At 66.9% G+C, this 25,519-nt stretch carries 26 protein-coding genes; 13 read left to right on the top strand and 13 right to left on the bottom strand.

The features are described 5' to 3' along the window. Nucleotides 1-106: 106 nt before the first annotated feature. Complete coding sequence (locus JNO53_RS09360; RefSeq protein WP_203110085.1) at nt 107-304, top strand: hypothetical protein; 198 nt, start codon at nt 107-109, stop codon at nt 302-304. Further along, a complete protein-coding gene (locus tag JNO53_RS09355) occupies nt 294-632 on the top strand; it encodes a hypothetical protein (RefSeq protein ID WP_203110083.1) in 339 nt (112 codons plus the stop codon). Before JNO53_RS09360 ends, JNO53_RS09355 begins: the two co-directional genes overlap by 11 nt. A 65-nt stretch (nt 633-697) precedes the next feature. Here JNO53_RS09355 and JNO53_RS09350 read toward each other — a convergent pair whose 3' ends face one another. From JNO53_RS09350 to fsa, 8 genes are all read right to left on the bottom strand, one after another. Then, nucleotides 698-2,143: an aldehyde dehydrogenase family protein gene (locus JNO53_RS09350; protein WP_203110081.1), complete on the bottom strand. Its 1,446-nt coding sequence runs from the start codon at nt 2,141-2,143 to the stop codon at nt 698-700. A 48-nt stretch (nt 2,144-2,191) separates the two neighbouring features. Next, nucleotides 2,192-3,130 (bottom strand): D-2-hydroxyacid dehydrogenase, encoded by a 939-nt coding sequence (locus tag JNO53_RS09345; protein WP_203110078.1) that lies wholly within the window; start codon nt 3,128-3,130, stop codon nt 2,192-2,194. Continuing rightward, nucleotides 3,127-4,575: a cysteine--tRNA ligase gene (gene cysS, locus JNO53_RS09340; RefSeq protein ID WP_203110076.1), complete on the bottom strand. Its 1,449-nt coding sequence runs from the start codon at nt 4,573-4,575 to the stop codon at nt 3,127-3,129. Before cysS ends, JNO53_RS09345 begins: the two co-directional genes overlap by 4 nt. Before the next feature lie 102 nt (nt 4,576-4,677). Next, nucleotides 4,678-5,352, bottom strand: coding sequence for a nitroreductase (locus JNO53_RS09335; protein ID WP_203110074.1), 675 nt, complete (start codon nt 5,350-5,352; stop codon nt 4,678-4,680). Then, nucleotides 5,349-5,648: a type II toxin-antitoxin system RelE/ParE family toxin gene (locus JNO53_RS09330; RefSeq protein ID WP_203110073.1), complete on the bottom strand. Its 300-nt coding sequence runs from the start codon at nt 5,646-5,648 to the stop codon at nt 5,349-5,351. Before JNO53_RS09330 ends, JNO53_RS09335 begins: the two co-directional genes overlap by 4 nt. Next, nucleotides 5,645-5,929: a ribbon-helix-helix domain-containing protein gene (locus JNO53_RS09325; RefSeq protein ID WP_203110071.1), complete on the bottom strand. Its 285-nt coding sequence runs from the start codon at nt 5,927-5,929 to the stop codon at nt 5,645-5,647. Before JNO53_RS09325 ends, JNO53_RS09330 begins: the two co-directional genes overlap by 4 nt. A gap of 37 nt (nt 5,930-5,966) precedes the next feature. After that, nucleotides 5,967-7,787: a cobaltochelatase subunit CobT gene (cobT, locus tag JNO53_RS09320; RefSeq protein WP_203110065.1), complete on the bottom strand. Its 1,821-nt coding sequence runs from the start codon at nt 7,785-7,787 to the stop codon at nt 5,967-5,969. A gap of 110 nt (nt 7,788-7,897) precedes the next feature. Next, nucleotides 7,898-8,554, bottom strand: a complete 657-nt coding sequence (fsa, locus tag JNO53_RS09315; RefSeq protein WP_203110057.1) for a fructose-6-phosphate aldolase — start codon at nt 8,552-8,554, stop codon at nt 7,898-7,900. A gap of 155 nt (nt 8,555-8,709) precedes the next feature. Here fsa and JNO53_RS09310 point away from each other — a divergent pair, with 155 nt between their 5' ends. Then, a complete protein-coding gene (locus JNO53_RS09310) occupies nt 8,710-10,875 on the top strand; it encodes a primosomal protein N' (RefSeq protein WP_203110055.1) in 2,166 nt (721 codons plus the stop codon). Nucleotides 10,876-10,991: 116 nt separating this feature from the next. Further along, a complete protein-coding gene (locus JNO53_RS09305; RefSeq protein WP_203110053.1) occupies nt 10,992-12,554 on the top strand; it encodes a tetratricopeptide repeat protein in 1,563 nt (520 codons plus the stop codon). 101 nt (nt 12,555-12,655) lie between these two features. Here the strand turns inward: JNO53_RS09305 and JNO53_RS09300 are convergent, their stop codons facing one another. Genes JNO53_RS09300 through JNO53_RS09290 form a run of 3 tightly spaced genes read right to left on the bottom strand, consistent with a single transcriptional unit; the run spans nt 12,656 to nt 14,929 of the window. Further along, entirely contained in the window at nt 12,656-13,417 is a 762-nt protein-coding gene (locus JNO53_RS09300) for an isocitrate lyase/PEP mutase family protein (RefSeq protein WP_238401788.1), read from the bottom strand. After that, a complete protein-coding gene (ada, locus tag JNO53_RS09295) occupies nt 13,417-14,451 on the bottom strand; it encodes a bifunctional DNA-binding transcriptional regulator/O6-methylguanine-DNA methyltransferase Ada (RefSeq protein ID WP_203110049.1) in 1,035 nt (344 codons plus the stop codon). Before ada ends, JNO53_RS09300 begins: the two co-directional genes overlap by 1 nt. Nucleotide 14,452: 1 nt before the next feature. Next, nucleotides 14,453-14,929 (bottom strand): DUF1203 domain-containing protein, encoded by a 477-nt coding sequence (locus JNO53_RS09290; RefSeq protein WP_203110047.1) that lies wholly within the window; start codon nt 14,927-14,929, stop codon nt 14,453-14,455. A 106-nt stretch (nt 14,930-15,035) separates the two neighbouring features. Between JNO53_RS09290 and JNO53_RS09285 the strand changes: the two genes are divergently transcribed. From JNO53_RS09285 to JNO53_RS09250, 8 genes are all read left to right on the top strand, one after another. Then, nucleotides 15,036-16,577, top strand: a complete 1,542-nt coding sequence (locus tag JNO53_RS09285) for a trypsin-like peptidase domain-containing protein (protein WP_203110045.1) — start codon at nt 15,036-15,038, stop codon at nt 16,575-16,577. 146 nt (nt 16,578-16,723) lie between these two features. Then, nucleotides 16,724-17,278 (top strand): F0F1 ATP synthase subunit delta, encoded by a 555-nt coding sequence (locus JNO53_RS09280; RefSeq protein ID WP_203110043.1) that lies wholly within the window; start codon nt 16,724-16,726, stop codon nt 17,276-17,278. A gap of 30 nt (nt 17,279-17,308) precedes the next feature. Further along, nucleotides 17,309-18,838 (top strand): F0F1 ATP synthase subunit alpha, encoded by a 1,530-nt coding sequence (gene atpA / locus JNO53_RS09275; RefSeq protein WP_203110041.1) that lies wholly within the window; start codon nt 17,309-17,311, stop codon nt 18,836-18,838. Between the two features lie 139 nt (nt 18,839-18,977). Then, the gene (locus JNO53_RS09270; protein ID WP_203110039.1) at nt 18,978-19,859 is read left to right on the top strand and encodes a F0F1 ATP synthase subunit gamma; all 882 of its coding nucleotides are present in this window, start codon (nt 18,978-18,980) and stop codon (nt 19,857-19,859) included. Between the two features lie 25 nt (nt 19,860-19,884). Continuing rightward, complete coding sequence (locus JNO53_RS09265) at nt 19,885-20,220, top strand: hypothetical protein (RefSeq protein ID WP_238401787.1); 336 nt, start codon at nt 19,885-19,887, stop codon at nt 20,218-20,220. Nucleotides 20,221-20,242: 22 nt separating this feature from the next. Next, complete coding sequence (gene atpD / locus JNO53_RS09260; RefSeq protein ID WP_203110037.1) at nt 20,243-21,700, top strand: F0F1 ATP synthase subunit beta; 1,458 nt, start codon at nt 20,243-20,245, stop codon at nt 21,698-21,700. Nucleotides 21,701-21,821: 121 nt separating this feature from the next. Beyond that, nucleotides 21,822-22,079, top strand: coding sequence for an ATP synthase F1 subunit epsilon (locus JNO53_RS09255; protein WP_129523147.1), 258 nt, complete (start codon nt 21,822-21,824; stop codon nt 22,077-22,079). Nucleotides 22,080-22,429: 350 nt separating this feature from the next. After that, nucleotides 22,430-22,987, top strand: a complete 558-nt coding sequence (locus JNO53_RS09250) for an SAM-dependent methyltransferase (RefSeq protein ID WP_338015333.1) — start codon at nt 22,430-22,432, stop codon at nt 22,985-22,987. On the opposite strand, the gene JNO53_RS09245 is transcribed toward JNO53_RS09250, so the two are convergent. Next, complete coding sequence (locus JNO53_RS09245; RefSeq protein WP_338015332.1) at nt 22,984-23,262, bottom strand: HNH endonuclease; 279 nt, start codon at nt 23,260-23,262, stop codon at nt 22,984-22,986. The two genes, JNO53_RS09250 and JNO53_RS09245, sit on opposite strands and share 4 nt — an antisense overlap. Nucleotides 23,263-23,377: 115 nt before the next feature. Then, nucleotides 23,378-24,733 carry a bifunctional UDP-N-acetylglucosamine diphosphorylase/glucosamine-1-phosphate N-acetyltransferase GlmU gene (glmU, locus tag JNO53_RS09240; protein ID WP_203110035.1) on the bottom strand — a complete coding sequence of 452 codons (1,356 nt, stop codon included), beginning with the start codon at nt 24,731-24,733 and terminating at the stop codon, nt 23,378-23,380. 60 nt (nt 24,734-24,793) lie between these two features. Here glmU and JNO53_RS09235 point away from each other — a divergent pair, with 60 nt between their 5' ends. Beyond that, entirely contained in the window at nt 24,794-25,462 is a 669-nt protein-coding gene (locus JNO53_RS09235; protein ID WP_203110033.1) for an HAD-IA family hydrolase, read from the top strand. Nucleotides 25,463-25,519: the final 57 nt, after the last annotated feature.

The following is a 25,519-nucleotide window of genomic DNA, read 5'->3' as shown; positions in this document are numbered from 1 at the left end:
TTTCCCGTATAGACGATGTATTTTTCCTAGACAAGTAGGATTTCAGGTGGAACGAATCGGGAACACATAGTTCCGAGTCGCCCATCACCATCCGTCGGGGAGAGCCATGCTGATCCGATCCATCGAGAAATTCCTCCGAGCGCACGACATCGCCGCGACCAAGTTCGGCCGCCTTGCGGTGCAGGACCCGCGCTTTGTGTTCGATCTGAGAAACGGCCGTGAACCGCGCGCCGACACCGAGGCGCGCATCCGTGCCTTCATGGCCGGTTACCAGGCCGCGCTGGAGACTGCCCATGCCGCGTGATCCCCTCCCGCCCCGTCGCACCACGGCCGACCGGCTGCGCGCGGCGCTGCTCGATCTCGGCCGCAACAAGGCCGCGGTGGTGACGCACCGCGAGAAGGCTTGGGCGAGCGTGACCTTCGAAGGCGCCCGCCACCGGGTGACGCTGCGCTTCGACGGCCCCGATGCCGTCGCAGCGGGCGAGCACTTCGTTGCCACCCTGCCCGAACACGAATTCGCCCTACCCGGTCAGCTCGTCGCCGACGCGACCGTCACCCGGGTCGATCACACCCTGCTGCCTCAACCGCAAATGACGGTCGAGTGCGAGCTCCTGCTGCTGGTGGACGCATGATCATTCACTATCCCCCGCCGCCCAAACCGGGCTGGATTCCCGCCCGCGTGGTTCATGCCGGAGGGCTAACCCGTGCTCTCCCGCCGGATGACGAGGTTCCGGATCTCGCTCATGTCCTCCATCGAGAAGCGGATGCCCTCGCGCCCGAGGCCGGAGTCCCTGACCCCACCGTAGGGCATGTTGTCGACGCGGTAGCTGGGGACGTCGTTGACGATCACCCCGCCGACCTCGAGCCGGTCCCAGGCCTCGAGGACCTGGTGAATGTCGCGAGTGAAGACCCCGGCCTGGAGGCCGAAGCGCGAGTCGTTGACCCGGACGAGCGCCTCGCCGAAGTCGGTGAAGCTGGAGAGGTTGGCGAGCGGGCCGAAGGCCTCCTGCCGGTTGGCGTCGCAGTTCTCGGGGACGCCTTCGAGCAGCGTGGCCTCGAGCATGTTGCCCTCGCACCCGCCGCCGCACAGCAGGGTGGCGCCCGCTTCGACCGCAGCATCGATCCAGCCCTTGAGCCGGCTTGCCTCCTTCTCGGAGATCATCGGACCGATGAAGGTCTTGCGGTCCTTCGGGTCACCGGCGACGAGGGTTCGAGTCTTCTCGACCAGCATCGTCTTGAACCGGTCGTACACGCTCTCGTGGATCAGGATCCGCTGCACGCCGATGCAGCTCTGACCCGACTGGTAGAACGCGCCGAACACGATGCGTTCGAGCGCGTGGTCGAGGTCGGCGTCGCGGTCGACGATCACCGCCGCGTTGCCCCCGAGCTCGAGCACGACCTTCTTCTTGCCGGCCCTGGCCTTGAGCGCCCAGCCGACCTCGTCCGAGCCGGTGAAGCTCAGCAGTTTCAGCCGTTCGTCGGTCGTGAACAGGTCCGCCCCGTCGCGCCGGGCGGGGAGGATCGAGAACGCGCCTTCGGGCAGCACATCGCACTCGGCCAGCACGTCGCCGATGATGAGCGCGCCCAGCGGCGTGAGGCTGGCGGGTTTCATCACGAACGGGCAGCCCATCGCGATCGCCGGGGCGATCTTGTGCGCGGCGAGGTTGAGCGGGAAGTTGAACGGCGAGATGAAGCTGCACGGCCCGATCGGCACGCGCTTCCACATGCCGATATAGCCCTTCGCCCGCGCCGAGATATCGAGCGGCTGGATCTCGCCGTAGTTCCTGACCGCCTCCTCCGCGGCGATGCGGAAGGTGTCGATCAACCGGGTGACCTCGCCCTCGGCATCGTTGATCGGCTTGCCCGCCTCGACGCAGAGGGCGTAGGCGAGCTCGTCGAACCGCTCGCGAAACCGCTCGACGCAGTGCTGGAGCACGGCCTGTTTCTCGTAGCTCGCAAGGCGCGCCATCGGCTCGGCCGCACGCACGGCGCCGGCGATCGCTTCCTCGATCACATCGGGCGTGGCGAGCGCGGTGCGAAAGGCGACCTTGCCGGTGTACTTGTCCGTCACCTCGAGATCGGTGTTGGGCTGCGCCGCCCGGTTGTTGAGGTAGAGCGGGTAAGTGTCCTTGAGCTGGGGCATGGGATCCTCCTGCCCGATCAATCCCTGCGACGGCCGATGGGTCCGCGCTCAGTATCCGCGCGCGGGATCGAAGATCGGTTCGAGCGGCTCGCCGGCGACGTAGCGGCGGCAGTTGGCGAGGAAGCGCTCGGCCGAGCGGATGAACATCTTGTCCTGCGCGCGGCCCGAGAGGTGCATCGTGATGTGCGCGTTGTCGAGCGACCACAGCTTGTGCTCGGCCGGCAGCGGCTCGGGCGTCGTGACGTCAAGGAACGCGCCGCCGATGCGCTTGTCCTCCAGCGCGGCGACGAGCGCGTCCTGATCGACCACCGCACCGCGGGCGATGTTCACCAGGACCGCGTCGGCCTTCATCGCGGCGAGTTCTTCTGCGCCGATCATGCCGTCGGTCTCGGGCGTGGCGGGGACGGCCAGGATCACCCAGTCGAACTCGCCAAGGCGAGCGCGCCATTCATCCGGCCCCAGCGCGCCTTCACCACCCGAGCGGCGCACGACCGAGACCTCGACCTCGAATGCCTCCAGCCGCGGTTTGATGAGCTTGCCGATCGCCCCGTAGCCGAGCAGCAGCGCCCTGGTGCCCGCCAGTTCGCGCTTGCCGGGCGAATCCAGCAGCCACTCGCGCCGCTCCTGCGCGCGGACGACCTCGCGATAGCCCTTGGCCATCGTCAGCATGCCCATCACCACATATTCGGCGATGGTGGTTGCGTTGATGCCGGCACCGTTGGTGATCGTCACCCCGCGCTGCTGCAGCAGGTCGAGCGGCAGGAAATCGAGCCCGGCGTAGATCGAATTGAGCCAGCGCAGCTTCTCCCCTCGCCGCACCGCCTCCGCCATCGGAGCCTTCGCGTCGAGATCGAACCACCCGATCTCCGCCTCCGGCGCCAGCGTGTGGAGTTCGTCGATCGATGTGTACCAGCGCGGTGCGATCTCCGGCGGCAGTTGCGCCTCCACCAGCGGGCGGATCAGGCCGGACAGAACGGCGACGGTCATAGCTTCCACTCCCAGCCCAGCGGGTCGCCGTCCATCACCTCGACACCCTTCGCCGCAAGTTCCTCGCGGATCGCGTCGGAGCGCGAGAAGTCGCGCGCTTCGCGGGCGTCGCGGCGGCGTTCGAGGGCGTCTTCCACGTCGTCCTCATCCAGTTCGGCATCCTTCGGGCGCAGCCGGAGGTCGGCGCGGCTGAGGTCGAGCAGGCCGAGGCCCAGGACCGAGTCCATCTCCGCGATCGCGGCGCGCCGGGCAGCGGGGTCGATCTTCTTCGCCGCCAGCGCTTCCTCGAACGCGGTCAGCGCGAGGGGCGTGTTGAGATCGTCGGACATCGCGGCGGCGAACCGGTCGAGGAACGGCGCTAAACGCGGATGGCGCGGATCGCCGCCTTCCTCCGCGTCGGCGAAGCGCTCGGCGGCCAGCACCATGCGCTTGAGACGCGTCAGCGCGGCACCGAGGCCGTCCCACGAGAACTCCAGCTCGCTGCGATAATGCGCCTGGAGGCACATCAGGCGATAGGCGAGCGGGTGGTAGCCTTTCTCGACCAGCAGCGGCAGGCGCAGGAATTCGCCGGCGCTTTTCGACATCTTCCCCGATCGTTCGACCAGGAAGTTGTTGTGCATCCAGATGCGGGCGCCGCTGGCGAGCGGATCGTCGAGGCCGTTGGTGCAGCAACGCGCCTGATTCTGGGCGATCTCGTTCGGATGGTGAATCTCGCGGTGATCGATCCCGCCGGTGTGGATGTCGAACGGGAAGCCGAGCAGTGCCTCGCCCATGACCGAGCATTCGAGGTGCCAGCCCGGTGCGCCGGGGCCCCAGGGGCTGTCCCATTCCATCTGGCGCGTCTCGCCCGGCGGGGTCTTGCGCCAGATGGCGAAGTCGGCCGCGTTGCGTTTGCCTTCAACCGCCTCGATCCGGCCTTCGCCGTCCTCGGTCTTCGCGCGGGCGAGGCGGCCGTAGTCGGCGACCGTGGAGACGTCGAAGTAGAGGCCGCTGTCGAGTTCGTAGCAATGCTTGTCGGCAATCGATTCGGCGAAGGCGATCATCTGCGGGACGTAGTCCGTGGCGATCGACCAGTGGGCGGGCTGGCGGATGTTGAGCGCCTTCACGTCGACCCAGTATGCCTCGGTGTAGTGCTTGGCGATGTCCCAGATCGACTGGGCCTTCTCGGCCGCGGCCTTCTCCAGCTTGTCCTCGCCCGCGTCGGCATCGTCGGTCAGGTGGCCGACGTCGGTGATGTTGATGACATGGGTGAGCGCGTAGCCCTTCCAGCTCAGCGTGCGGCCGAGCACGTCGGCGAAGACGTACGCACGCATGTTGCCGATGTGCGGGTAGTTGTAGACCGTCGGCCCGCAGGAATAGACCCGCGCCTCGCCGGGGTGGACGGGCTCGAAGGTCTCGAGCTGGCGGGTGAGGCTGTTGAACAGGCGCAGCGGCAAGTCGGGCATGGAGTCCGGCTATAAATACGCGTCATCCCAGCGCAAGCTGGGATCGGGTTGCGATAGAGCGCCGGGGGGAGAGCGATCCCGGCTCGCGCCGGGATGACGGGACTATTCCCACCCCTGCCAGCGGATCGCTTCGTCGAGCGGCGCGCGGGCGACGGGGAAGCTGTTCACCGGCGCTTCCGGGTCGCGCCAGCCGATCGCGAGGCCGCAGAAGAAGGTGTGATCCTCCGGGATCTCGACCACCTCGCGGATCTGGGGGGAGTAGACCGCCCACGCCTCCTGCGGGCACGAGTCGAGCCCCTCTTCGCGCAAGAGGAGCATAATCGTCTGCAGCCACATGCCGATGTCGGACCACTGCGGCGGGCCCATGTACCTCGGCGTGTGGACCAGCATCAGCACCGGTGCGCCGAACCCGCGGAAGTTGTTGGCGAACCACGCAAGCCGCTGCGACTTGTCCTCCCGCGCGACACCCAGGGCGCCGTACATGTCCTCGCCAACGCCGAACCGGCGCTGTTCGTAGGCGCCGTCGAGCTCGGGCGGGTAGATATGATACTCCGGTGCATGCGCCGCGCGGCCCTTGGGAAATTCCTCCGCGATCCGTGCGAACAAGCGCTGCAGCGGGTCGCCCGTGAGAACGAGCCCGTGCCACGGCTGCGTGTTCCCGCCCGACGGCGCACGCTGCGCGTTCTGCAGCACGCGCTCCAGAACGGCGCGGTCGACCGGCTTGTCGAGGAAGGCACGGATCGAGCGGCGGGTAGCGACGGCGTCGGAGACTTTCATTTTAGGTCGTCAAGCAATGCAGCGAGATCACGCGAGGAATGGACGACGCGCAGGATTTCAACGGTGTCACCCTCGATATAGTAGAGAATGTAATAGCGCGCGTGGTGCGCAATCCGAAAGTTGCGATCCCATTCGAAGCGCGGCCGATAGAGCTTGGGATTGTCGGCGATCCATTCGATCTTCGCGAGGAGTTCACCGACGAAGGCCTCGGCACGATCGGGATCCTCCTGGCCGATATAGATGGCAATGTCGCGCAGATCGCCGCACGCGTGTTGTCGAATCTCGTAACGTCTCACTGACCTTCGGCTCGATACTTAGCCGCCTGCTCAGCCACCAGAGCACGAATCTCGGCAAAAACCTCCTCGGCAGGATAGCTCGGGCCGGCTCTTGCCTCTTCGACCATCACGCGAAGCCGCTCCACTGCGGCTTCTTTACGATCCTGATCGTCGCTCCAGTCACGCAAGGCCTCGCGCACGATCTCGCTGGTGGTGGCGTAAGCACCCGAATCCACCGCCGCGCGCAGCCTGGCGGCCATTTCCTCAGGCATGGTCACAGTGATGCGTTCGAGTTTTCCCATGCCGCATACAATATCACACGAAGTATGATCGACCAAGTCACTCCGCCTCGAACAGGCCGGCGAGCTGTTCGATGATCGTGCCGCCCAGTTGCTCCACGTCCATGATCGTTACCGCCCGCTTGTAGTAGCGGGTGACGTCATGGCCGATGCCGATGGCGACGAGTTGGACCGGGGACTGCTTCTCGATCCAGTCGATCACGCGGCGCAAGTGGCTTTCGAGATAACCCGCGCTGTTCACGCTCAGCGTCGAATCGTCGACCGGCGCGCCGTCCGAGATGACCATCAGGATGCGGCGGTCTTCCGAGCGGCCGAGCAGGCGCTGGTGCGCCCAGAGCAGCGCCTCCCCGTCGATGTTCTCCTTCAGCAGCCCCTCGCGCATCATCAGGCCGAGGTTGCGGCGCGCGCGGCGCCAGGGCTCGTCGGCCTTCTTGTAGACGATGTGGCGCAAGTCGTTGAGGCGGCCCGGGTGCGGCGGCTTGCCGTCGGCGAGCCAGGCTTCGCGGCTCTGCCCGCCCTTCCACGCGCGGGTGGTGAAGCCGAGGATCTCGGTCTTGACCCCGCAGCGCTCAAGCGTGCGCGCGAGGATGTCGGCGCTGATCGCCGCGATCGAGATCGGCCGCCCGCGCATCGAACCGGAATTGTCGATCAGCAGCGTGACGACGGTGTCCTTGAACTCTGTATCACGCTCGATCTTGTAGCTCAGCGAATGGCCGGGGCTGATGACGACGCGCGCCAGCCGCGCGGCATCGAGCAGGCCTTCTTCCTGATCGAAATCCCAGCTCCGGTTCTGCTGCGCCATCAGGCGCCGCTGGAGGCGGTTGGCGAGCTTGGTGACGACCGACTGGAGCCCGGCGAGCTGGCTGTCGAGATAGGCGCGGAGGCGGTCGAGCTCCTCCGCATCGCACAGCTCGGGTGCTTCGATCACCTCGTCGAACTTGTCGGTGAAATACTTGTACTCGAAGTCGTTCGGAATGTCGGTCCACGGCCGGTTGGGGCGGACGGGCAGCATGCCTTCATCACCCTCTTCCGACTCTTCGCCGTCGGCCATTTCCTCGCCTTCGGACGTGTCGGTATCGTCGCCGCCCTCGCTCTCGCCCTCGCTCGGCTCGCCGGCGATTTCGGTGGTCTGCGGCTCGGCCTCGCCGCTGTCCTCGCCTTCGTCCTGATCCTCGTCCTGGTCGAGGCCGTCCTCCTCGTCGCCTTCCTCGTTGTCGCCGCTTTCGTTTTCCTCCGGCCGGGTGAGTTCGAGGTGGCGTAACATGTCCAGAGCAAGCGACTGGAAAGCCTTTTGATCGTCCAGCGAGAGCGCGAGTGCTTCCAGATCGGGCTCGGCCCGCGCCTCGATGAACTCGCGGACCATCTCGACACCGGCGTGGGCGCGCTCAGGGATCGGCGCGCCGGTCAGCCGCTCGCGCAGGATCAGACCGAGCGCGGTCTGCAGGGGGACATCATTCTCGCTCTGCGCACGGGAGATCGGATCGCTGGCGGTTCGCAATTCCACCGCCGCATCAAGGTTCTCGCGTATCCCGTTGAAATTGTTGGCGCCGAGCGCTTCGTAGCGGACTTGCTCGGCCATGTCGTAGCAGGCGCGCGCGACCGGCTCCGACGGCGCGCCGCGTGCATGCAGCGCGGCATTATGATGGCGCAGCTTGAGCGCGAAGCTGTCCGCAAAACCGCGCGCCTCACGCGCCTGCTCGGGCGGCAGAGTGCGGCCGGGGAGCGGGACGCGGAAGTTCTTGCCGTTGGCTGCGGGCGCGTCCGCGCTCCAGGCGACCTCCACCTCCGGCTCGCGCGCGAGGGCACGCGCCGTTCCGGTCAGCGCGAGCTTGAAGCGGTCGAGAGGCGTCTGGTCGGCCAAATTCTATTCCTTCCGAACCCCCGCGCAGGCGGGCGCCTCAGGCCTCGAGCGGAGCGCCAGTGGCATGAGGTCCTCACCTGCGCGGGGACTCAGAGGGATGAGCGCACGGATCACTTCAGGATCGTCTGCCCGGTCTTCGCCCAGTCGGCGAGGAACCCTTCGATGCCCTTGTCCGTCAGCACGTGCTTGAAGAGCCCGCGGATCACGCTCGGCGGCATCGTCGCGACGTCGGCCCCGATCCGCGCGCTTTCGAGCACGTGCGTCGCGTGGCGTACGGACGCGACGAGGATTTCGGTATCGAACAGATAGTTGTCGTAGATCAGGCGGATGTCGCGGATAAGCTCCATCCCGTCGAACCCGTTGTCGTCATGACGGCCGACGAAGGGAGAGATGAAGGTCGCCCCGGCCTTGGCCGCGAGCAGTGCCTGGTTGGCCGAGAAGCACAGGGTGACGTTGACCATGGTGCCATCGCCGGTCAGCGCCTTGCAGGTCTTCAGGCCGTCGATCGTGAGCGGCACCTTGATGCAGACGTTGTCGGCGATCTTGCGGAGGACCTCGGCCTCCTTCATCATCGTCTCGTGGTCGAGCGCGACGACCTCGGCGCTGACCGGCCCGTCCACCAGGCCGCAGATCTCCTTGGTCACTTCCATGAAGTCGCGGCCCGACTTGGCGATCAGCGAGGGGTTGGTGGTGACGCCGTCGAGCAGGCCGGTCGCGGCCAGGTCCTCGATCTCGGCGGTGTCGGCGGTGTCGACGAAGAATTTCATGTTCGGCTCCGATTGGCGATTCGCGATCGCTATACCTTTTCGGCGATGCCAGGCCACCCCTTCACCCCTGCGAAGGGGCGACGTAACAAACCGGACATTTCGCCCTTCCACGCCTTGCCGCCTGCGCCCTGCCGCTCTCATATGGGCGCGATCACATGAACCGCGTCCGTCTCCTCGTCTTCAACGCCGCGCTCGGCGCGCTCGACTATTCGGTTCCGGCCGGGATGGCGGTCGAGCCCGGATCGGTCGTAGTCGCTCCGCTCGGCCCGCGCCAGATCGTCGGTATCGTGTGGGACGAGGAGCGCCTGCCCGCCAATTCCGTTCCCGATTCCCGGCTCCGTCCGCTGATCGAGGTGCTGCCCGTCCCGCCGCTCAGGCCCGCGCTGCGCCGGCTGATCGAGTGGACGGCGGACTACTACTGCGCGCCGCTCTCCTCCGTCGCCCGCATGGTGATCGCCAGCGGCGGCGCGCTGCGGGGCCCCGCGACGGTGACCGAGTACCGCCTGACCGGCGGCATGCCGGAGCGGATGACGCCGCAGCGCGAACGCGCGATGGAGCTACTCGAAGGCGAGCAGGCGACGATCCGTGAGCTGGCCGAACTGGCCGGCGTGTCCGAAGGCGTGCTGCGCGGCCTCGTCAACCAGGGCGTGCTCGAACCGGTCGCCGTCGATTGCGACCGTCCCTACCCGCGTGGCGATCCCGACCATGCCCAGCCCGAGCTGACGGCGGATCAGCGCACGGTCGCCGCGCGGCTGGTCGAAGCCGTCGAAGCGCGCCGTTTCGTGCCCTTCCTTCTCGACGGCGTGACCGGCTCGGGCAAGACCGAGACCTATTTCGAACCCGTCGCCGCCGCGCTGCGCGCGCGCCGACAGGTGCTCGTCCTGCTGCCCGAGATCGCGCTGACCGAGGCGTTCCTGCGCCGGTTCGAGGACCGTTTCGGCGTGCCGCCGGTCGTCTGGCATTCGTCCCTGAAATCGACCGAGCGGCGGCGCGCATGGAGAGCGATCGCGAGCGGTGAAGCGCAAGTCGTCGTGGGCGCGCGCTCGGCGCTGTTCCTGCCGTACGCGAACCTCGGCCTGATCGTGATCGACGAAGCGCACGAGATCAGCTTCAAACAGGACGACGGCGTGCGCTACAACGCGCGCGATGTGGCCGTGATGCGCGCGCGGTTCGAAGCGCTGCCGGTGATCCTCGCCAGTGCGACCCCCGCGCTCGAAAGCCTCCAGATGGCGGACAACGGCACGTACGAACGGCTCGAACTGCCCAGCCGGTTCGGCGCGGCGGAACTGCCGGCGATCGAGACGATCGACCTTACCGAAGAACCGCCCGAACGCGGCCGCTGGCTGGCGCCGCGGCTGGCGCAGGAACTGTCGGTGCGGCTGGAACGCGGCGAGCAGTCGCTGCTGTTCCTCAACCGGCGCGGCTATGCCCCGCTGACGCTGTGCCGCAATTGCGGCTTCCGCTTCCAGTGCCCCAACTGTACCGCGTGGCTGGTCGAGCATCGTTTCAGCCGCCGGCTTGCCTGCCATCACTGCGGACACGAGACACCGCCGCCGGCGACCTGCCCCGAATGCGGCGAGCCCGATTGCCTGGTCGCCTGCGGGCCCGGCGTCGAGCGGATTGCGGACGAAGTGGCCGAGATTCTGCCCGAAGCACGCGTGGCGGTCGCGACCAGCGATACGCTCAATTCGCCGGAGAAAGCGGCGGAATTCGTCTCGCAAGTCGAAGCGGGGGCGATCGACGTGATCGTCGGCACCCAGCTCGTGACCAAGGGCTTTCACTTTCCCGAGCTGACACTGGTCGGCGTGGTCGATGCCGACCTCGGCCTCGAAGGCGGCGACTTGCGCGCGGCGGAGCGCACATATCAGCAGATCGCGCAAGTCGCCGGCCGCGCCGGTCGCGGGGACAAGCCGGGACAAGTCCTGATCCAGACGCGCCATCCCGAAGCCGCGGTGATCGCCGCGCTGGCAGCCGGCGATCGTGACGCCTTCTATGCCGCCGAAACGGAGGCCCGCCGCCACGCCGGCGCCCCGCCCTTCGGCCGCTGGGCCGCGATCATCGTCTCGAGCGAGGACGAAGCCGAGGCGAAGGAAGCCGCCCGCGCGATCGGCGGCACGCGCCCGGATCACCCCGACATCGCCATTCTCGGCCCGGCCGCCGCCCCGCTCTCCCTACTACGAGGCCGCTACCGCTACCGGCTGCTCATCAACGCCCGCCGCAGCGCGCAGGTGCAGGATGTGATCCGCCAATGGCTCGGCGCCCTCGACTTCCCCCGCGGCGTGCGGGTGAGCGTGGACGTCGATCCGTACAGCTTTGTGTAGGTGGAAAGCCGTTGTTCAGAAACTTGACACCGGAATTAGCCGTCGGTCTCTTGAGCGTCGGGATTAAACCGCCGCGATAGCGTGCAACGGATCTCACTGTTTGGGGGAATGGCAAAATGCGTTTTTTATTAGCCACTGCGGCGCTGGCCTTGATCGCTACGCCGGCAGCAGCCGCAGATTGGTGGAGAGCGAGCACCGATCACTTCATCGTTTATTCCGAAACCTCCGAAGAGGAAGCGGAGCAGTTTGCCGTTGAACTCGAACGGTTCGACGAAGCGATGCGTTATCTGCGGGGGATCGCAAAAGATGCGGAGCCTCTTGCGGAATCGGCGAAACTCACGGTCTACCAATTCGGCGATGTCAACGACATCGGTCGGCTTGCCGGCGCGCGAGGAGTGGCGGGTTTCTTCATCCCTCGCGCAGGACAATCGGTAGCGTTCGTTCCCGCGCGAGAGGCACGCGATAGAGGCCTCGGAGCAAGGCCCGATCAGGATGGCGCCTTGGATGCCAAAACCGTACTGTTCCACGAGTACGCACACTATTTCATGTATCAGCATGCTGCAGCTGCTTATCCGGCCTGGTACAGGGAAGGCTTCGCCGAAGTTTATGGTACCGTCGAACTTACCGACGGCGGCTTCAGGATCGGAAACCCTGCGAAACATCGCGCCGCGGTGCTGCATCACCTGAACAGCTATCCCGTTTCCCGCCTGCTCGATCCGCCGGAAAAGATGACGTATCGTGATGGAGCGCAGATCTACGCCATGGGGTGGCTGCTCTCGCACTACCTGACCTTTAGCCAGGAACGGCAAGGTCAACTCGGCAAGTATCTCGATCTCATCAACGCCGGCAAGACTTCGAGGGAAGCTGCTGAAGAAGCGTTCGGCGATCTAGACAGGTTAAACCGCGATCTGGACAAGTACCGGCGCGGACGCGTGCAAGGTATCGAGGTCACATTCCCGGACTATCGGCCCCCGGACGCCGAGGTTCGCCCTCTGAGCGAAGCGGAGACAGGGAGGATGATGTTGCACATCACCTCCAGTCGTGGCGTTGATGAAGATGAAGCAAAAAGGCTTGTTCCCGATGCTCGCGCTTTGACCGAGCGGTATCCGAACAGCGAACCGGTTCTTCTGGCTGCAATGGAGGCCGAGTTCGACGCGGAAAACGACGATCGTGCTGAAGCCTTGGCGCGGAAAATACTGACAATCGACGATTCGGCCGCACGCGCCCACATCTATCTCGCAAAGATTGCCATGCGCCGTGCGAAGGATGATCCCTCACAATTCCTGATCGCCCGTCAGGAATTTGCGAAGGCGAACCGCCTGGAACCGTCAAATCCCGTTCCGTTGAACGGATACTATCTCACGTACCGCCTCGCCGGTGAAACCCCGCCTGAAAATGCCTTGATCGCTCTTGAGCAAGCGTACGATCACGCGCCCTTCGCGTCGGACATCAGGACGAACCTCGCACATTTGCTACTGACCGAGGGGCGCAATGCCGAAGCAATCGTCGTGCTTGGCCCATTGATGAACGACCCGCATGCCGGGAAACGTGGCGAGAAGTTGCGGGACCTCGCCGAGAAGATCGAGCAGGGCGATACGGCTGAAGCGATCAGCGAACTCGCACCAAGCCTCGAACCGAAAGAGGATGGAGAGGAGAGCGAGGTCAGGAAAGGGAAATAATGTGCCTGGGCGGAGCGTGGCGCGAGTTATCTGCGTCGCCCGCTCCGCCGACGATGGCCGACAGATCCCGGCTGACGGGGAACATCCGCCGCGAACAGGCGCTAGCCGGCGTAAACCGGCACTCCACCTCCGAGCACGGTCTCTGCCTCGCGGCCCAGCATGGCCATGGCGGCGGCCCAGGGTTGGTGGCCGTGGCTGATGCGGCTGACGCCGAGCGCGGCAAGGGCGGCGCGGTCGCCGCAGGCGGGGGACCAGAGGATGTTTACCGGAAGGGGCGAGTCTTCACAGATTGCAGCGATGCACTCGGCGTCGGCGAGGAAGGGAACGAACAGCCCACCTGCTCCAGCGTCGGCATAGGCGCGCGCGCGTTCGAGCGCCTCGGCGACCAGCGCCTTGCCCTCCGCCGACGCGTCCCGGCCGCGGAACACGTCGCAGCGCGCGTTGACGAACACGCCGGTCGAGGCGGCTGCGGCGACGCGCTCGGCCTGCTCGGCGAGCGGCACCAGTGGGGCTTCGCCCGGCCTCCGGTCCTCCATATTGATTCCCGCCGCGCCCGCGTCGCGCGCGCGCCCGACCGACGCCGCGACTTCGTCCGGCGTATCGCCGTAGCCCGACTCCATGTCGATCGAGACCGGAAGGCCGGTGACCGAGACGATCCGTTCCAGGTTCGCAAGTACGAGGTCGAGCGGGACGGTCTCGCCGTCGTGCAAGCCATGCGCCTCGGCCACGCCGTAGCTGCCGGTGGCGATCGCCTGCGCACCCGCTTCCGCGACCACGCGCGCGGAACCGGCGTCCCAGATATTGAACAGCACCAGCGGATCGCCCGGAATATGAAGAGCCCGGAATTGTTCGATCTTGTCCATCATTTCTTCCCTTCGCGCCTGAGCAGTTCACGTTTGATATCGAGCCCGTAGGCATAGCCACCGAGATCGCCGTCGCTGCGGATCACGCGGTGACAGGGGATCAGCACGGCGACATTGTTGCGCGCGTTGGCGCTGCCGGCGGCGCGAACCGCCCTCGGATTGCCGGCGGCCGCGGCGATATCGGCGTAGCTGCGGGTTTCGCCCGGCGGAATCTCGCGCAGGGCCTTCCAGCACGCTTCCTGAAAAGCCGTGCCCTTCACGTCGAGCGGGATGTGCGCGAAGTCGCCGGGCGATTCGACCGATGCGACGACTTCCGCCAGCAGCTTCTCGAACTCCGCACCGCCCTGAACCAGATCGGCATTCGGGAAGCGGCGGCCCAGCTCGGCCTCGTCTTCGTCGAACGAGAGGCGGCACACACCTTTATCCGTGGCCGCGACGAGCATCGGCCCGATCGTCGTGGGGACGACCGCCCAATGAATCGTCACTCCCCTGCCCCCGTCGGCCCATGCGCTCGGCGCCATGCCCAGCCTCCCTTTCGCATCGTCGTAAAATCGTGACGGGCCCGAGTAACCCGCCTCATAGATCGCCTCGGTCACGCTTGCGCCGCCGGTCAGCGCATCACGCGCTCGCTCCGAGCGCAAGGCGCGGGCGTAGGCGGCTGGCGAGAGGCCGGTCGCACGCTTGAACACGCGCTGGAAATGGCTGGGCGAATAGCCGGTGAGCTGCGCCAGCTCGTCGAGTGACGGTGCGCCGTCCGTTCCATCGGCGCCTTGCTTGATCTCGTCGATCGCGGCGAGCACCGCCGCCTCGTCGCGCGCGACGTCGTCGGGCAGGCAGCGCTTGCACGGGCGCAGGCCCGTCGCGCGCGCGTCGGCGCCGCTAGCGAAGAAGCGCACGTTCTCGCGGCTAGGATGGCGTGCCGCGCAGGAGGGACGGCAATAGATGCCGGTGGTGAGCACACCGGTCACGAAACGGCCGTCGAAGCTGCGGTCGCGCCGCTGGACCGCGGCCCAGGCAAGATCGTCGGTAAGCATGTCAGTGCTCCTCATAACGTTCGATCCGCGCGGCGAAACAGCCATGCTTCGCGTTGTGCGCATCGATATAGGCAATGCCCCGGTCTTTCAGGAGATCGCGGATGGCGGCGTCGACGTCGTCCTCCAGCGCGAGCGAGGCGCGGTGCAGCAGGCCTGACGCGGTGTAGCCCCGCAGCGCGATCGGCCGCGCGCGCAGCACCGGCGGCAGGCGGTCGACGAACTCCGCGGCGCGGTCGGCCTTCCGCCTGACATAGATGGCGAAACTATTGCGGTAGGGCGTGTCGACCGCATGGCTAGTGAAGTTCGTGAGCAGGATCTCCTCGCCCGGCGCGGCGTCCTCGAGACTGACGCGGCAGGGGTAAGTTCCGTCCGCGCCAGCCGTCAGGCGCTGCGACAGCGATGCGGCAAGTGCGCCTGGCTCCATGGCGAAACGGTGCGTGAACTGCGCGGGGTCGAGCCCGCGGATGCGATAGGTCATGACAAGCGATCCTTTCGTGCTATCTGTCACCGACATGCGCGCACTTGAGGACGGCCGCATCCCGGACCTTGCGGTCAAAACACGGAGTCCCCTAGAAGCCGTGCAGATGATGCGCCTGCTCACCTTGGCCGCCGCGCTGCTTGCGCTGTTTCTTCCCGTCGCGGCACAGGCCGATCCGGCCGACATCGACGCGGCCGCGCGCGGCGTCGTGCGGGTGGTGATCATCGGGACCGACGGGCAGGAGGTCTTTCCTGTAAGCCACGGAACCGGCTTTGCCGTCTCTCCCGCGAAGATCGTGACCAACGCGCATGTCGTGCGCGAGGCGCTGCAGGACGATACGCTGCGCATCGGCATCGTCCCAAGCGAAGGCGGCGAGGCGGCGGCATACGCCCGGCCGATCGCCGTTTCCCCCAGCAACGACCTCGCGCTGGTCGAGATCACCGGCGAACTGCGCCTGCCACCGCTGACGGTCGCCGCCGGACCGGTGCGCGACGGCGAGGTGTCGGCGGTGGGCTACCCGATGAACGTCGACCGTGCGCAAGGCCTCGGGATGGAGGACATCTTCCATTCGCAGCCGCCAGTGAAGAGCCGCGGGTTCATTTCGGGCCAGCGGCCGAGCCGTCTGTTCGACACGATCCTCCACACCGCCCCGATCGCGCGCGGCAATTCGGGCGGGCCGCTGCTCGACGGCTGCGGGCGGGTAATCGGGGTCAACAGCTTCGGCACCGATTCGGACGGTTCGGACGGGGAGTTCTACTTCGCGGTCTCGACCCGCGAGCTGCTGCCCTTCCTCCAGGCGAACGACGTCGAGCCGCGAATGACCGAGCTGCCCTGCCGCAGCCTCGAAGATCTGAACGAGGCCGAACGGACCCGGGTCGAGCGCGAGCAGGCGGAGGCGCGCCAGCAACTCGCCGCCCGCACTGCCGAGGCGCGCGAGGAGCGGCAGCGGATCGAGGACGAGGCGCGCGAATCGGTCCAGACGGACCGCGAGAACGCGATGGCCCTCGCCTTCGTCCTCACGCTGATCGCCGCCGGCGCCGCCTTCATTGCATGGCAAGCCCGGCAGCAAGGCGAGGACGGCGAGCGGAAGTTGATGATCGCGGGCACGATCTGCGCGGTCGCGGCGGTCGCGGCGCTGGCGATCTGGTTCACCCGCCCCGGTCTGGAAGAGGTCAGCCGGCGCGTCGCCGCCGCGATGAACGAAGGCGGCGAGACGCAGGATGCGCCGGGCGCCGATGCCACCGGCGACGGCATGCTGGTCTGCACGCTCGACCTGTCGCGCAGCCGCATCGTCGGCGCGCCCGACCGCGAGCTAGAATTCTCCTGGCGCGAGGACGGCTGCGTCAACGGGCGCACGCAATACGGCTTCTCGGGCGGAACCTGGTCGCGGGTGTTCGTGCCTGACGAGGAGGATACGGTGTCGGTCAACCAGTTCGATCCTGCGACCGCCACGTTCCGCAACGACCGCTACCTCCTCGGCCGCGGGGCGATGGCGGAGGCGCGCGCGGCGCGCGATGCCTACACGCCGCCCCAGTGCGGCGCGCCCGACGCCGCGAGCAACGTCGCCGATCTGCAATCGGGGGTCACCAGCCTGCTCCCCGCCGCACCGAACGAACGGCTGGTCTATTCGTGCGAGGCGAAGCGATAACCTGCTGCGATCGGTAACCGAGTCGGGTTGCATCGCAGCATGGCCGGTGCTAGGCGCGCGCCAGCCTTGCCGGGGTGGCTCATGCCGCCCACATCGGCATAGGCGATGCACCGCTATTTTCCGGACCTTCAAAGGACGAGAGACGCGTGGAGATTTCCGCCGGTATTCAGGCTAGCCTGTCAGGGCGTTATGCCTCGGCATTATTCGACCTTGCCGCCGAGCAAGGCACCGTCACGGCCGTCGAATCGGACCTTGCCAAGCTGTCCGATGCGCTTGCCGAATCGGCCGATCTGCGCGCCGCCACCACCAATCCCGAACTGAGCCGCAAGGCGCAGGGCGCGGCGATGGCCGGCGTCGCCAAGCTGCTCGGCCTGAGCGAGCTGACCGGCAACTTCCTCGGCGTGCTTGCCGCCAACCGCCGGCTGGGCGAACTGCCCGCGATCATCCGCGCCTTCCGCGCGATCGCCGCCGCGCAGCGCGGGGAAGTTTCGGCCGAGGTCACCAGCGCCCACGCGCTGACCGACGCGCAGCTCGCCGCGCTCAAGGACAAGCTGACCGCGCGCGAGGGGCGCACGGTCAAGCTGGAGACGAGGGTCGATCCCGATCTGCTGGGCGGGCTCGTCGTCACCATCGGTTCGAAGCGGATCGACGGTTCGATCCGCACCCGCCTCAATTCTCTTGCCCACGCCATGAAGGGCTGACGCCACAAGGCTTCGAAGGAAGACACGAACATGGAAATCCGCGCCGCAGAAATCTCCAAGGTCATCAAGGACCAGATCGCCAACTTCGGCACCGAAGCCGAAGTGAGCGAAGTCGGATCCGTCCTCTCGGTCGGTGACGGCATCGCCCGCATCCACGGCCTCGACAAGGTCCAGGCCGGCGAGATGGTCGAATTCGCCAACGGCGTTCAGGGCATGGCGCTCAACCTCGAGGCCGACAACGTCGGCGTCGTGATCTTCGGCTCCGACGCCGAGATCAAGGAAGGCGACACCGTCAAGCGCACCGAGACGATCGTGGACGTGCCGGTCGGCAAGGGCCTGCTCGGCCGCGTGGTCGACGCGCTCGGCAACCCGATCGACGGCAAGGGCCCGATCGTGGCCGCCGAGCGCCGCCGCGTCGAGGTCAAGGCTCCGGGCATCATCCCGCGCGAATCGGTTTCCGAACCCGTCCAGACCGGCCTCAAGGCGATCGACGCGCTCGTGCCCGTCGGCCGCGGCCAGCGCGAGCTGATCATCGGCGACCGCCAGACCGGCAAGTCCGCCGTCGCGATCGACACCTTCATCAACCAGAAGGAAGTCAACCAGGGCGACGACGAGGGCAAGAAGCTCTACTGCATCTACGTCGCCGTCGGCCAGAAGCGCTCGACAGTGGCGCAGATCGTGCGCCAGCTCGAAGAGAACGGCGCGATGGAATATTCCATCGTCGTCGCCGCGACCGCTTCCGAGCCGGCCCCGCTGCAGTACCTCGCGCCCTACACCGGCTGCGCGATGGGCGAGTTCTTCCGCGACAACGGCATGCACGCCGTGATCGTCTATGACGACCTTTCCAAGCAGGCCGTCGCCTACCGCCAGATGTCGCTCCTGCTTCGCCGCCCGCCGGGCCGCGAAGCCTATCCGGGCGACGTGTTCTACCTCCACAGCCGCCTGCTCGAGCGCGCGGCGAAGATGAGCAAGGCCAACGGCGGCGGCTCGCTGACCGCCCTGCCGATCATCGAGACGCAGGCGGGCGACGTGTCGGCCTACATCCCGACCAACGTGATCTCGATCACCGACGGGCAGATCTTCCTCGAGACCGGCCTGTTCTACCAGGGCATCCGTCCCGCGATTAACGTGGGTCTGTCCGTCAGCCGCGTCGGCGGCGCCGCCCAGACCAAGGCGATGAAGAAGGTCTCCGGCTCGATCAAGCTGGAGCTCGCGCAGTACCGCGAAATGGCCGCCTTCGCGCAGTTCGGCTCGGACCTCGACGCCGCGACGCAGAAGCTGCTCAACCGCGGCGCGCGCCTGACCGAACTGCTCAAGCAGGCTCAGTTCTCGCCGATGCCGTTCGAGGAGCAGACCGTGTCGATCTTCGCCGGCACCAACGGCTATCTCGACGCGATCCCGACCGACCGGGTGACCGAGTACGAGGCGGCGATGCTGAGCTACATGCGCAGCGAACACGCCGACGTGCTCAAGGACATCCGCGAGAGCGGCAAGTTCGAGGACGACGTGAAGAACCGCACGGTGGCGGCGCTCGATACGTTCGCGAAGCAGTTCGCTTAAGTCATAGCCCTCTCCCCTTCAGGGGAGAGGGTTGGGAGAGGGGCACGCTCTCCTCCCCAGACCTTTCAACCGAGGTGGCGATAGCCCCCTCTCCCCGGCCCTCTCCCCTTCAGGGGAGAGGGAGTATGGAGACCGAAGAGTGGCTTCACTCAAGGAACTCAAGGGCCGGATCAACTCGGTCAAGTCGACCCAGAAGATCACCAAGGCCAAGCAGATGGTCGCGGCGGCGAAGCTGCGCAAGGCGCAGGCCGCGGCGGAAGCCGCGCGCCCTTATGCCGAGCGGCTGTCCGCGGTCATGGCTTCGCTCGCCGGCAAGGTCGGGGGCAGCGACAGTGCGCCCCGTCTGCTGGCCGGCACCGGCTCGGACAAGCGCCATCTGCTGGTCGTGGTCAACACCGACAAGGGCCTGTGCGGCGGTCTCAACGCCAACGTGGTCAAGGCCGCGAAGATCAAGGCGCGCGCGCTGATCGCCGAGGGCAAGGACGTCACGTTCTACCTCGTCGGCAAGAAGGGCCGCGCGCCGATCAGGCGCGACTATGCCGATCGCATCGAGCAGAACTTCGACACCAGCACCGTGCGTGATCCGGGCTTCGGGGAAGCCGAAGCGATCGCGGACGAGCTGATCGCGATGTACGAGGCGGGCAAGTTCGACGTCGCGCACCTCGTCTACCCGGTGTTCAAGTCCGCGCTGGCCCAGGACCCGACCGTGCAGCAGCTGATCCCCGTCCCCGCCCCGCGCGCGGAAGCGGAATCCTCCGCTGCGGAAGCGGTGGTCGAGTACGAACCCGACGAGGAAGCGATCCTCGAGGAGCTGCTGCCGCGCTACGTCAAGACGCAGGTGTTCGGCGCGCTGCTGGAAATCGCCGCGTCCGAACAGGGCGCCTCGATGACCGCGATGGACAACGCGACGCGCAACGCGGGCGAGCTGATCAACAAGCTCACCATCCAGTACAACCGCAGCCGTCAGGCCGCGATCACCACCGAACTCATCGAAATCATCGCCGGCGCCGAAGCGCTCTAAGGCTACAAGCTACCGGAACACTATCGTGAAAAAGATCGCTCTCCTCATCCCCGTCCTCGCCCTCGCCGCCTGCGGCCAGGAACCGGCGCCCGAACCGGCGCCGACGCAGACTCCCACTGCGCCTGCAACGCCGTCGCTGCCGGCGCCGGATCAGGAACTCCTCACCGGCATGCTCGCCGAGGCATGCCCCGAGCTCGAGCCGGTCAACACCGCGGTCTGCAAGCGGGCCGGGTTCGGTTCGACCGACGTGATCTGCGAATACGGTCTCGGCGAAGACGAATATCTCCGCAACAAGGCGACGCTGACCACGGGCGAAGGCGAGTGGGTACTCGCCGATCCCGAAACCGTTTGCGCCCAATAACCCGCTAGGCAGGACAGACATCATGGCCACCGCACCTGTACTCAACCAGACCACGAACGGGACGATCAGCCAGGTCATCGGCGCCGTCGTCGACGTGACCTTCGAAGGCGAGCTGCCGGCGATCCTCTCCGCGCTCGAAACCAAGAACGGCGACAATACGCTGGTGCTCGAGGTTGCACAGCACCTCGGCGAGAACACCGTCCGCACGATCGCGATGGACGGCACCGACGGCCTCGTCCGCGGCCAGGAAGTGATCAGCACCGGCGCGCAGATCTCGGTCCCCGTCGGCCCGAAGACGCTCGGCCGCATCATGAACGTCGTCGGCGAGCCGATCGACGAGCGCGGCCCGATCGGCGCCGAGCAGACCGCCCCGATTCACGCCGAGGCCCCGCTGTTCGTCGACCAGTCGACCGAGGCCGCGATCCTCGTCACGGGCATCAAGGTCATCGACCTGCTCGCGCCTTACGCCAAGGGCGGCAAGATCGGCCTGTTCGGCGGCGCCGGCGTGGGCAAGACCGTGCTCATTCAGGAGCTCATCAACAACATCGCCAAGGGCCACGGCGGCGTGTCCGTCTTCGCCGGCGTGGGTGAGCGTACCCGCGAGGGCAACGACCTCTACCACGAGTTCCTCGACGCCGGCGTCATCGCCAAGGACGCCGAGGGCAATGCGACCTCGGAAGGTTCCAAGGTGGCGCTCGTGTTCGGCCAGATGAACGAGCCGCCGGGCGCCCGCGCCCGCGTCGCGCTCTCGGGCCTGACCATGGCCGAATACTTCCGCGACCAGGAAGGGCAGGACGTGCTGTTCTTCGTCGACAACATCTTCCGCTTCACCCAGGCGGGTTCGGAAGTGTCGGCGCTGCTCGGCCGTATTCCTTCGGCGGTGGGCTATCAGCCGACCCTGTCGACCGACATGGGCAACCTGCAGGAACGCATCACCTCGACCACCAAGGGCTCGATCACTTCGGTCCAGGCGATCTACGTGCCGGCAGACGACCTTACCGACCCTGCCCCGGCCACGTCGTTCGCCCACTTGGACGCGACGACCACGCTGAGCCGCGCGATCTCCGAGCTGGGCATCTACCCGGCCGTCGACCCGCTCGACTCGACCAGCCGCGTGCTGGAACCGCGCGTCGTCGGCCAGGAGCACTACGAGACTGCGCGTAAGGTTCAGGAAACGCTGCAGAAGTACAAGTCGCTGCAGGACATCATCGCGATCCTGGGCATGGACGAGCTGTCCGAAGAGGACAAGCTGACCGTCGCCCGTGCGCGCAAGATCCAGCGCTTCCTCTCGCAGCCGTTCCACGTCGCCGAGGTGTTCACCAACATCCCGGGCGAGTTCGTGCAGCTCGAAGACACGATCAAGTCGTTCAAGGCGGTCGTCGAAGGCGAATACGACCACCTGCCCGAAGCCGCCTTCTACATGGTCGGCGGCATCGACCAGGTCATCGCCAAGGCGAAGAAGCTGGCCGACGAGGCGTAACGAACGACGTCCCCCTCCCGCTTGCGGGAGGGGTCAGGGGAGGGCCTGTTGGGCACCCCCTCCCCGAGAAGTAACCAGCCCTCCCCCGGCCCCTCCCGCAAGCGGGAGGGGGGAGAATGACATGGCACTGCATTTCGAACTCGTGACCCCGGCAAAGCTCGTCCGCAGCGAGGACGTCCACATGGTCGTCGTCCCCGGCGCGGAAGGCGAGTTCGGCGTGCTGGAGGGCCACGCGCCCTTCATGTCGACGATCCGCGACGGCGCGGTGCAGGTCTACAAGACCGAAGGCGCCGCGCCCGAGGAGATCCAGGTCCGCGGCGGTTTCGCCGAAGTGGGCGAGAACGGTCTCACCGTTCTCGCGGAGCACGTCGAGGGCTAACGGCCTCAGCCGATCGGAATCGAAGAGGGGCGGCTGCGAGGCCGCCCTTTTTGTTTCGCTCGAAGGCGCGAAGAGGTCAGCACCGGGCTTCTCCCTTGTGCCCCCCGCGCTGTCGCGCCGCGTCCTCTCCCGGTTCTCCACCCGTCACCCCCGCGAAGGCGGGGGCCCAGCTAACCCCTCCGCCGCAGACCTAAGCTGGATCCCCGCCTGCGCGGGGATGACGTGGGAGTCTCGGCTCCACGAGTTCACGCCTCCGCGCCTTAAAATCCGGCACCGCGCCACGCCTCTCATCAAGCCGCCCCGCGTCATCGTTAATACTGACGTCACAATTCCGCGCTCATGCGACCCGCGTGACCGCCGCCCTCCCTCTTCGTCTGTCGCAGCTGGCCGCATTCCTCCTCGCGCTCGCCGGATGTGGGCCGCGGGTGGACATCCACTACATCCCCACGCCCGAGCCCGTGGTCGAAGCCATGCTGGAGATGGGCGAAATCGGTGAGGGCGACGTGCTCTACGATCTCGGCTCCGGCGACGGCCGCATTCCGATCACGGCGGCGAAGCGGTTCGGCGTCCGAGCGGTCGGGATCGAGATCGACCCGCAGCTCATCAAGGTCGCACGCAGGAATGCCGAGGAAGCCGGGGTCTCGCACCTGGTCGAGTTCCGCGAATCGGACCTGTTCGCGACCGACTTCTCCGACGCCGACGTGGTGACGCTCTACCTCGGCGACATGCTCAATCTGCGCCTGCGGCCGCAGCTGCTCGAACAACTCGAACCTGGCGCGCGCGTGGTCAGCCACGACTTCAACATGGGCGACTGGACGCCCGAGGAACGCCGCGTGGTTGCGAACCGTCCGGTGTTCAAATGGACCGTGCCCGAAACCTTCATCCCGGGCTTCGGCGGCATCGACTAGCGCGCGCCGCGCGTCGGCGCGTGAAAGTCGGGCGGCTTGTCCGCGATCCAGTCGAGAAACTTCGCGATCGCCTCGTCGGCGCGCACCCGCTCTGGATCATCGCCGAACCGCGTGAGCTGGGCGTTGGTGAAGTTGGCATGGATCGCGCGGTGGCAGATCGGGTGGACGGGAACGGTGGCGCGGCCCTTTTTCGCCTTGGGTACCGGATGGTGCCACTGCAACCGCTCGGCGATCGGACGGCCGCAGAGCCAGCAGATAAGGGGTTCGCGAGTCACGCGAGCGCCATCCCTTTCCCTCCTCCCAATCCATCATCCCAGCGAAAGCTGGGATCGCTGGCCGCGAGGTCCGACGTGGCTGCACGCGATCCCAGCTTTCGCTGGGATGACGATGCTACTTCCCCTTCTCCGCCTTTTTCTTCTTCATCGTGTCGTGGAAGCGGTCGGCCCAGCCGGGCTTCACCAGTTGCTCGCCGCGGACCATGCGCAGTTCGCCGTCCGCAACGTCGCGGCTGACCGCGCTGCCGGCGGCAACGATCGCGTCTGCGCCGATCTTCACCGGCGCGATCAGCGCGCTGTTCGATCCGATGAAGGCGCGCGGGCCGATCACGGTCTTGTACTTGAAGTAGCCGTCGTAGTTGCAGGTGATCGTGCCCGCGCCGATGTTGGCACCCGGCCCCACCTCGGCATCCCCGAGGTAGGTCAGGTGGTTGGCCTTCGCGCCCTCGCCCAAAACGGCCTTCTTCATCTCGACGAAATTGCCGACCTTGCTGCCCTTCTCCATCACCGCGCCGGGGCGCAGGCGCGCGAACGGGCCGACTTCGCAGCCGGGTCCGATCTCGGCGCCCTCGATGTGCGAGAACGCACGGATCGTCGCCCCGTCGGCGACTTTCGCGCCCGGACCGAAGACGACGTTGGGTTCGATCGTCACGTCCCGGCCGATCTCCGTGTCCCAACTGAAAAACACGGTCTCGGGCGCGCGGAGTGAGGCGCCGTTCGCCATCGCTTCCTCGCGCTTCAATTCCTGCCACTGCGCCTCGGCCCGGGCGAGTTCGGCGCGGCTGTTGATGCCCGCGACCTCGTCCGGGTCGTCGGTCACCACCACCGCGCTGTGCCGCCCGTCGGCATTGGCGACATTGACCACGTCGACGAGGTAGTACTCGCCCTGGCTGTTGTCGTTGCCCACGCGTGCGAGCAGGTCGAACATGTCCGCCGCGCGCGCCGCCATCAGGCCGGAGTTGCACAGGCGGCAGGCACGCTCCGCGTCGTCCGCATCCTTGTGCTCGACCATCTTCGTGATCCGCCCGTCCGCATCGGCGATCACGCGACCATATTGCAGCGCATCGGCAGGCTCGAACCCGAGCACGACCACCGCGGGCTTGTCCTCCGCATGGAGCCGGTCGAGCATCCTGCGCATGGTCTGCGCGCGCACGAAAGGCACGTCGCCGTAGAGGATCAGCACGTCGCCCGCGAAGCCCTCGAGGCTGGCCTGCGCCTGCTGCACCGCATGGCCCGTGCCGAGCTGCGGTTCCTGCAGGCTGGTCTCCGCACGGTCGCCCAGTGCTGCCTCGAGCTGCTCGCGCCCGCTGCCGACGACGACCACCGTCTTGGCGGGGGCGAGCTCCGCGGCAGAAGCCATCAGGTGGTCGAGCATCGGCCGCCCGGCGATCGGGTGGAGGACCTTGTGCAGGTCCGATTTCATGCGGGTGCCCTTGCCCGCGGCGAGGATGATCGTGGCGAATTCTCTCATGCGCGCGGCCATGCCAGCAAACGCTTGCGGTTTGAAGAACCATCCGTCAGGTCGTGCCGCATGGCGGATTTCCCCTTCGACGTGGTCGGCTTCGATCTGGACGGCACCTTGCTGGAGACGCACCGCGATCTCGGCGCGGCGGTCAACCATGCGCTCGCGCTCGGCGGCTTTGCCAGCGTCCCGGCGGACAGTGCCAAGGACCTGATCGGCGGCGGCGCGAAGATCATGCTCAAGCGCGCGATCGACGACCAGGGCGGCCTGCCCGACGACGAGTTCCACACGCTCTACAAGCAGATGCTCGCCTTCTACGGCGACAATCACGCCGTCCACACGCGGCCCTACCCCGGCGCGGTCGAGATGCTCGACGAGCTGGCCGCGCGCGGCGTGCGGGTGGGCGTGGTGACCAACAAGTTCGAACAGTTCGCGCGCGCCATTCTCGGCACGCTGGAGCTGGTCGACCGGTTCGATTGCGTGATCGGCGGCGACACCATGGGCAAGGGGCGCGCCAAGCCGGCGCCCGACCCGATCCTGCACGCCCGCGAATGCTGCGGCGGCGGGCGCATGGTCTACGTCGGCGACAGCTCCTACGACGTGCGCGCCGCCCGCGCTGCGGAGGTGCCGGTGATCGCCGCCTGCTACGGCTACTGCGACAAGCCGCGCGAGGAACTGGGCGCGGATGCCTCGATCGATTCGCTGAGCGAGCTTATTCCGGTGCTGGAGAAGCTCTGAACCTCATGCCCCTACGGCATCGCGCCAGCTCGCACGCGCAGTTGCATCGCGCGGCGG

Source organism: Altererythrobacter sp. C41, assembly GCF_016803135.1.
GTDB lineage: Bacteria > Pseudomonadota > Alphaproteobacteria > Sphingomonadales > Sphingomonadaceae > Pelagerythrobacter.
Note: the sequence above shows the minus strand (reverse complement) of the source record. Positions and strands in the feature narration are given on the sequence as shown.